The following is a 6,724-nucleotide window of genomic DNA, read 5'->3' as shown; positions in this document are numbered from 1 at the left end:
CGGGCCTGGGCGACGACCTGGGCCCCCGCATCGGCCTGCTCGTTGGCCTGCTTGGCGACGTCGGCTGCCAGGGATGCATTGCCGGCGATCTCGCTGACGGTGGCTCCCATCTCGTGGATGGCGGTGGCGACCTGGACGGTGCGATCCCGCTGGGCGGTGCAGTTGTGCTGGGTGAGCTGGGCTTTGGCCGCCACCTCGTTGGCGGTGGCGGCGAGCTGGCGGGAGTTGCTCGCCACCTGTTCGATGGAGCCGTGGATCTTGGCGACAAAGTTGTTGAAGCCGGTCGCCACTTGGGCCAGTTCGTCACGGCCATCGACCTTGAGGCGATGGGTGAGGTCGCCATCACCGCTGCCGAGTTCGCGGAACAGGCGGGCCAGTTCGTTGAGGGGGCGGCTCACGGAGCCCGCCAGGAGAACGCCGAGCAGCCCCATGCCGACGGCGATGGCCAGGCTGACCAGCACCATGTGCAGGCGCGCTCTGTCCAGTTCGGCATAAATTTCGGCCTCCGGCACCTGGGCCACCAGATACCAGTCGAGCAGGGGGATGTAGCTGCTGGCCAGGATCACTGGCTGGCCGTCGACCTCGGCATGGGTGGCGGCAAAGGGCTGCTTGTTGAGCAGGTTGGTGCTGCTGCCGCTGGCCAGCTGGGTCAGGTTGTCCCGATCGATGCGGGCGGCGTCGGGGTGCAGCTTCACCTTGCCGCTGCCGTCTGTCATGAAGACGAAGCCGCTGTCGCCGATGCGGAAGTTGGCGAGCATGCTGACCATGCTGTCGAGGGATTTGGCGAGGCCGGCGAGGCCGCGGCCATTGAGCTGTTGGAAGTTGACGAACAGTTTCACCTCGCCATTGCTCTCCCGAAAGATGCTGAGCATCAGATCCTGGCGGCTCTTGGTGTAGTCATAGAACCAGTTGTCCTGCTCGTGGTTCAGGATGCGCAGAAAACCGTCCTGGTTGTAGTAGGCGGCACTCTGACGATCGGCGAAGGAGGCGGTGACCAGACCATACTGGCTCGTCATGTCCTTGAGCTGGTTGATGAGGATGGACTCCTGCTCCTTGGGCATGCCGCGCTCGACCCAGTCCAGCACGAAGCGGTCGTTGGCAAGCTGTCTGGCGGCATTGGCGACCGAGGTGAGATCCTTTTCGATCTCCTTGCCGATGCGCTGGGTCAGGTTGGGCAGCTCCTGCTCGAACATGCGGTCCTCGATCAGCTGCTGGGCAGAACGCTGGCTGAAATAGCCCACCAGCAGGCAGGAGAGGGCCACGGCGAGGATGACGGTGGCCAGAATTTTCTGTTTCAGTGTCAGGCTTGCGAACATAAGGGTGACTCGGAAGTGTGAACCAGGGTTGAACTCATAATAGCGGCTGATTTGGCGCGCTCTTGAGGCGGTGGGGGCCTTTATTGTCGATTAACGTTTGCGCTCACACCCGGATTGGGCTGGATTGGCGCCCGATTTTGCCGAGACATCGTCGCAAGCGGGGCGACCCCTCGCCAGCACCCCGGCTTGCGGTTAAAGTGCTTGCACTTATAGTAGGCTGCACCTGACTGGCGGCCTGCCCGCTCGACTCGCACCGGATTTATGGACTCTCATATGCGCATCTTTCATCGGGGATGGACCCACCTGCTCGTGCTCCTGCTGGCGACCCTGCCGTTCATGGCGGCGGCCGGAGCCAATGATCCCGCGCGTTCGGCCAGAAACCCGGGGGCAACCAAGATGGAGCGTCCGAGGATCGCCCTGGTACTGAGCGGCGGCGGTGCCAAGGGGTCGGCCCATATCGGGGTGCTCAAGGTGCTGGAGGCAAAGCACATCCCGGTGGACATCATCGTCGGGACCAGCATGGGCTCCTATGTGGCGGGCATGTATGCCATGGGGCTTAGCGCCGAGGAGGTGGAGCGCACGACGCTGGCCATCGACTGGAACAAGGGCTATCAGGACAAGGTGGGACGCGACGAGCTCTCCCTGCGCAAGAAGCAGCAGACCGAGAAATACCAGCTGCGCACCGACATCGGGGTCAACGGTGACCAGACCCAGTTGCCGGACGGTTTCTTCCAGGGACAGTCCATGGCCAGCCTGCTGCGCCACGCCACCTCCAACCTGCCGGCGCAAAAGAGCTTCGACAACCTGCCTATCCCCTATCGCGCGGTGGCGACCGACATGGAGACGGTGACCCCCTTCGTGCTGGATCACGGCAGCCTCGCCAAGGCGATGCAGGCCTCCATGTCCATTCCCGGTGCCCTCAAGCCGGTGGACTGGGACGGCCGCATCCTGGCCGATGGTGGCACGGTCAACAACATGCCGGTGGACGTGGCCAAGGCCATGGGGGCCGACGTGGTGATCGCGGTGGATATCAGCGCCAAGCTGCGTACCCGGGAGTCCCTCAAGTCGGGATTGGCCATGATCGATCAGCTCACCACCTACATGACCCAGGTGGGGACCGAAAAGCAGAAGGCGCTGCTCGGCCCCGGGGACATCCTGCTGACCCCCGAGTTCGGCAACATGGGGATCGCCGACTTCGCCCTGATGCCGGAGGGGATCAAGATCGGGGAGGCGGTCGCCAACAGTGCTGCGGCCCGGCTCGATGCGCTCTCTCTCTCGCCCGCCGCCTACGCCGACTATCGCAACGGCAAGCTGAGCCGGCGCGCCGAGCGCAGCGGCCAGCCCGCCTACTACATCGACAAGGTGGAGATCATCAACAAGTCGCGCCTCTCCGACGACACGGTGCGGGCCATGCTGAACGTGCGTCCGGACAAGGTGCAGACCTACGAGAGCCTGGAGGCGGGGATCCGTCGCCTCTACGCCCTGGAGTCGTTCGATCGCATCACCTACGAGGTGGAGGAGCGGGACGGGGAGAACGTGCTGGTGGTGGACGCCAGCGAGAAGAACTGGGGGCCGGGTTATCTCAACTTCCAGCTCGGTTTCTCCGATGACTTCGAGAGCAGCTCCAACTACAACGTCGGCATGTCCTACACCCTGACCAACGTCAACGACTGGGGAGGCGAGTGGCTGACCGAGGCGTCCCTCGGGACCGCCAAGCACCTCAAGACCGACTTCTACACCCCGCTGGAGCCCTCCCAGACCTACTTCGGCGAGACGAGCCTGGCCTACGACAAGACCCAGCGACGGGTCTTCTTTCCGGAAGAGAGCAGGTCGTCGTCCGGGGTCAGCTATCTGGACTCCGAGTACAGCTTCACCAGCGTGGATCTCGCCGTCGGCTGGAATCGCCAGCCCTGGAGCCGCTTCTCCCTTGGACTGGAGGGCAAGATCGGCAGCGTGGAGATCCAGAACCTCACCAACGCGGATGCCGATGCCTCCGCCTGGGGACCCTACATCCGCTTCGAGCACGACACCCTCGACAGCCGCTACTTCCCCTATCAGGGGGTCTACTGGGACATCAAGGGGGGCTACTCCTACGTCGATCTCGACCCCGCGGACGCGCCCTCCGAGCAGGCCGAGGGGGTGAATTACCGGCTGGTGATGATCAAGCCCTGGTCCTGGGACAGGCACAGCCTCAACCTGATGCTGGAAGGGGGCGGCTCAAGCTCCCAGGAGACGGTACCGCTGTTCGTGCAGGATCTGGGCGGGCTGTTCCGCATGTCCGGCTTCCAGCATTACCAGTTGAGCGGTCGCTACAGCCTGTTCGGCGGGCTGCGCTACATCTACCGGGTGGCGGACAACGACTTCGGCGCCTTCAAGGCGCCCCTGTTCCTCGGGGGCTCCCTCGAGCAAGGGGGGGTCTGGGACAAGGGAGAGGACATCAGTATCGAATCCTCCTATACCTCGGGTTCCCTCTATATGGGGGTGGAGAGTTTCCTCGGTCCCATCTTCCTCGGCTATGGCGTGGCGGAGGGGGGACACGACATGTTCTATCTGCAATTGGGCACTACGTTCCAATAAGGGCGAAATGCTGCCTTTTTGTTAACTCACCTTGGGTGGGCGGCTTGTCACTCTAAAAAAACCTAATGGGTTTATATGGTTATGCTGGTTTGATGAATAACTGCACAGGGTTTGGATTTTAATTAGTCGTTAAAACTTATATAGTGGGGGGCACCCTACGGGTGTCCCGCAAGGACGATCGCCGCGAGCTTGGGCGAACCCCAAAAAAAAGACCAAAGAGGAATTAGTCGTGCTTGAAACATACCGTAAACACGTCGCAGAACGTGCCGCCGAAGGCGTGGTCGCCAAACCTCTGGACGCAGAGCAGGTCGCCGCCCTGGTTGAGCTGATCAAGAATCCGCCCGCCGGCGAACAGGACTTTCTGAAAGAACTGTTGTCCTCCCGTATTCCCCCGGGTGTTGATGAAGCGGCCTATGTGAAAGCCGGCTTCCTCACCGCCGTCGCCAAGGGCGAGGCCCATTCCCCCATCCTGACTGCCGCCGAAGCCGTCGAGCTGCTCGGTACCATGCAGGGTGGTTACAACATCCAGCCGCTGATTGACCTGCTGGACGATGCGACCCTGGCTCCTCTTGCCGCCAAGGGCCTCTCCCACACCCTGCTGATGTTCGACTCCTTCCACGACGTGGAAGAGAAGGCCAAGGCGGGCAATGCTCACGCCAAGCAGGTGCTGCAATCCTGGGCCGACGCCGAGTGGTTCCTGAACCGCCCGGCCCTGGCCGAGAAGATCACCGTCACCGTCTTCAAGGTGACCGGCGAAACCAACACAGATGATCTGTCGCCGGCGCCGGACGCCTGGTCCCGCCCGGACATTCCGCTGCACGCCCTGGCGATGCTGAAGAACGCCCGTCCCGGCATCACCCCGGACAAGGATGGCGTCATCGGCCCCATCAAGACCATTGATTCCCTGAAAGAGCAGGGCTTCCCGCTGGCTTACGTGGGTGACGTGGTCGGTACCGGCTCTTCCCGTAAATCCGCCACCAACTCGGTGCTCTGGTTCATGGGCGACGACATTCCGTTCGTGCCGAACAAGCGTGCCGGCGGCGTCTGCCTCGGCGGCAAGATTGCCCCCATCTTCTTCAACACCATGGAAGATGCCGGCGCCCTGCCCATCGAAGTGGACGTCTCCAAACTGGAGATGGGCGATGTCATCGACATCTTCCCCTATGAGGGCAAGATCACCCGCCACGGTACCGACGAGGTGCTGGCCCGGTTCGAACTGAAGACCGAGGTGCTGATCGACGAAGTGCGCGCCGGTGGCCGCATTCCGCTGATCATCGGCCGCGGTCTGACAGACAAGGCCCGCGAAGCGCTGGGTCTGCCCTTCTCCACCGTGTTCCGCCGTCCGCAGCCTGTCGCCGACACCGGCAAGGGCTTCACCTTGGCCCAGAAGATGGTGGGCAAGGCGTGTGGCGTGAAGGGCATTCGTCCCGGCACCTACTGCGAGCCCAAGATGACCACGGTCGGCTCCCAGGACACCACGGGCCCCATGACCCGCGATGAGCTCAAAGATCTCGCCTGCCTCGGCTTCTCCGCCGATCTGACCATGCAGTCCTTCTGCCACACCGCGGCTTATCCCAAGCCCATCGACGTACAGACCCACCACACTCTGCCGGACTTCATCATGAACCGCGGCGGTGTGAGCTTGCGTCCGGGTGACGGCGTCATCCACTCCTGGCTGAACCGCATGCTGCTGCCGGATACCGTGGGTACCGGTGGTGACTCCCACACCCGTTTCCCCATCGGTATCTCCTTCCCGGCGGGCTCCGGTCTGGTGGCCTTCGCCGCCGCCACCGGCGTGATGCCGCTGGACATGCCGGAATCCGTGCTGGTGCGCTTCAAGGGCGAGCTGCAGCCGGGCATCACCCTGCGTGACCTGGTCCATGCCATCCCCTATGCCGCCATCCAGAAAGGGCTGCTGACCGTCGAGAAAGCGGGCAAGAAGAACATCTTCTCCGGCCGCATCCTCGAGATCGAAGGTCTGCCGACCCTGAAGGTAGAGCAGGCGTTCGAGCTGGCGGACGCCAGCGCCGAGCGTTCCGCTGCCGGTTGCACCATCAAGCTGGATAAAGAGCCGATCATCGAGTATCTGAAGTCCAACATCGTGATGCTGAAGTGGATGCTGTCCGAAGGCTACGGCGACGTGCGCACCATCACCCGCCGCATCAAGGGGATGGAAGAGTGGCTGGCCAACCCGGTGCTGATGGAGGCGGACAAGGACGCCGAGTACGCCGAAATCATCGAGATCGATCTGGCCACCATCAAGGAGCCCATCCTGTGTGCGCCGAACGATCCGGACGATGCCCGTCTGCTGAGCGACGTAGCTGGCGACAAGATAGACGAGGTGTTCATCGGTTCCTGCATGACCAACATCGGCCACTTCCGCGCCGCCGGCAAACTGCTCGAGAAGTATCAGGGCGAGCTGCCGACCCGCATGTGGATCGCCCCGCCCACCAAGATGGACAAGGATCAGCTGACCGAAGAGGGCTACTACGGCATCTTCGGTCGGGTCGGTGCCCGCATCGAGATCCCCGGCTGTTCCCTCTGCATGGGCAACCAGGCGCGGGTAGCGGAAGGGGCCTCGGTGGTCTCCACCTCCACCCGCAACTTCCCGAACCGCCTGGGCAAGGGTGCCAACGTCTATCTGGCCTCTGCGGAGCTGGCTGCGGTTGCCGCCATCATCGGCAAGATCCCGACCGTGGCCGAGTACCTGCAGTACGCCAAGACCCTGGACGCCACTGCGGCCGACACCTACCGCTACCTGAACTTCAACGAGATCGCCTCCTACACCAAGAAGGCCGATGCGGTGATCCTGCAGCAAGCGGTCTGAGACT

At 62.9% G+C, this 6,724-nt stretch carries 3 protein-coding genes; 2 read left to right on the top strand and 1 reads right to left on the bottom strand.

Annotation, left to right across the window (positions count from 1 at the left end; genetic code table 11):
• Positions 1-1,316, bottom strand: a 1,316-nt coding sequence (locus tag BGO64_RS15375) for a methyl-accepting chemotaxis protein (RefSeq protein WP_286700965.1), incomplete at its 3' end; no start/stop codon positions are given.
• Between the two features lie 273 nt (positions 1,317-1,589).
• Here BGO64_RS15375 and BGO64_RS15370 point away from each other — a divergent pair.
• The gene (locus BGO64_RS15370; RefSeq protein WP_286700964.1) at positions 1,590-3,893 is read left to right on the top strand and encodes a patatin-like phospholipase family protein; all 2,304 of its coding nucleotides are present in this window, start codon (positions 1,590-1,592) and stop codon (positions 3,891-3,893) included.
• A 229-nt stretch (positions 3,894-4,122) separates the two neighbouring features.
• Entirely contained in the window at positions 4,123-6,720 is a 2,598-nt protein-coding gene (gene acnB, locus BGO64_RS15365; protein ID WP_109111859.1) for a bifunctional aconitate hydratase 2/2-methylisocitrate dehydratase, read from the top strand.
• Positions 6,721-6,724 lie beyond the last annotated feature (4 nt).

Origin of the sequence: Aeromonas sp. 62-46 (genome assembly GCF_001898585.1) — a bacterium.
GTDB lineage: Bacteria > Pseudomonadota > Gammaproteobacteria > Enterobacterales > Aeromonadaceae > Aeromonas > Aeromonas caviae.
The sequence above is the reverse complement of the archived record's forward strand: the minus strand, read 5'-3'. Positions and strand labels throughout refer to the sequence as shown.

Coding starts and splice junctions, on each gene's coding strand:
- BGO64_RS15370 (WP_286700964.1), top strand. CDS start 1,590: ATGCGCATCTTTCATCGGGGATGGACCCACCTGCTCGTGCTCCTGCTG.